Genomic DNA, 1,284 nt, shown 5'->3' with positions numbered 1-1,284 from the left:
AGGGACTATTCTTTGTGCGCGTCAGTTCCAGAATTCGCTCGCAGAGAGTTCTTTGGAGGAGATCAAACGGGCTATTGAAGATCATGATTTCTTAAAGGACTATTATAAGGTTGGGGAATCTTCGATTAAGTCTCGTGATGGTCGTATTGCCTTTCAGTTTTCAGGTCTTGATCGCAATATCGCAAGCATTAAGTCGATGGGGCGTATTTTGCTCTGTTGGGTTGATGAGGCAGAGCCGGTCACGGAAACGGCTTGGCAAACACTGATACCAACTTTACGGGAAGAGGGAGAGGGTTGGCGAGCAGAATTATGGGTTACGTGGAATCCATTGCGTGAGAATGCGCCGGTTGAGAAGCGGTTTCGCTTTTCTGTTAATGAGGCGATTAAGCGTGTTGAGATTAACTGGTCAGACAATCCGAAGTTTCCAAAGATTTTGAATGAAGCGCGTTTGGATGATCTAAGGAACCGTCCTGAGAGCTATAAACATATTTGGGAAGGGGATTATCTCAAAGCCGTTCAAGGTGCTTACTATCAAAAGGAGATGTTAGCAGCCGAGCAGGAGGGGCGGATTGGACGTGTTTCTTGTGATCCTTTAATGCAGATACGGGCTTTTTGGGATATTGGCGGTACGGGTGCGAAAGCGGATGCAACGGCGATTTGGATAGCCCAGTTTGTCGGTCGTGAGATCAGGGTGCTTGATTATTATGAAGCGCAAGGGCAGCCTTTGTCAGAGCATATAGGTTGGTTGCGTCGCAATGGCTATGAGAAAGCCTTGATGGTTTTACCCCATGATGGTGCGACCAGAGACCGTGTGCACAATGTGAGTTTTGAGAGCGCCTTGAATGATGCGGGTTTTGAAACGCAGGTTATTCCCAATCAAGGAGCAGGGGCTGTCAAGATACGGATTGAGGCAGTGCGGCGGATCTTGCCATCGGTCTGGTTCAATGAGGAGACAACGGTAGCGGGTCGTAAAGCCCTGAATTGGTATCACGAGAAATGGGATGAGAAGCGCAATATTGGTTTGGGAGCCGAGCATGATTGGGCAAGCCATGGAGCCGATGCCTTTGGTTTAATGTGTGTTGCTTATGAACCACCAGAAGAACGACGCAAACGCGTCCCTTATAGTGGTAGAAGTGAATATGAGAGTACCTCATGGATGGCAGAATGATGCATGATCAAGATGATGAGCGGTTAGAGCAGGAAGACAGCAAGGCTTCTGATCTCTCCAGTGACTGTTTGTTTCGCAAGCTTGTCAGTTGGTACAAGGAAGATTTAGAGCATGTG

General features: G+C 47.9%; 1 protein-coding gene. It reads left to right on the top strand.

Annotation, left to right across the window (positions count from 1 at the left end; translation table 11 throughout):
- Positions 1-1,168: phage terminase large subunit (locus AC0QT4_RS09160; protein WP_473201357.1), on the top strand; the 1,168-nt coding region annotated here is incomplete at its 5' end.
- Between the last annotated feature and the right edge of the window lie 116 nt (positions 1,169-1,284).

It is taken from the genome of Bartonella sp. EBT8 (assembly GCF_055796165.1).
Note: the sequence above shows the minus strand (reverse complement) of the source record. Positions and strands in the feature narration are given on the sequence as shown.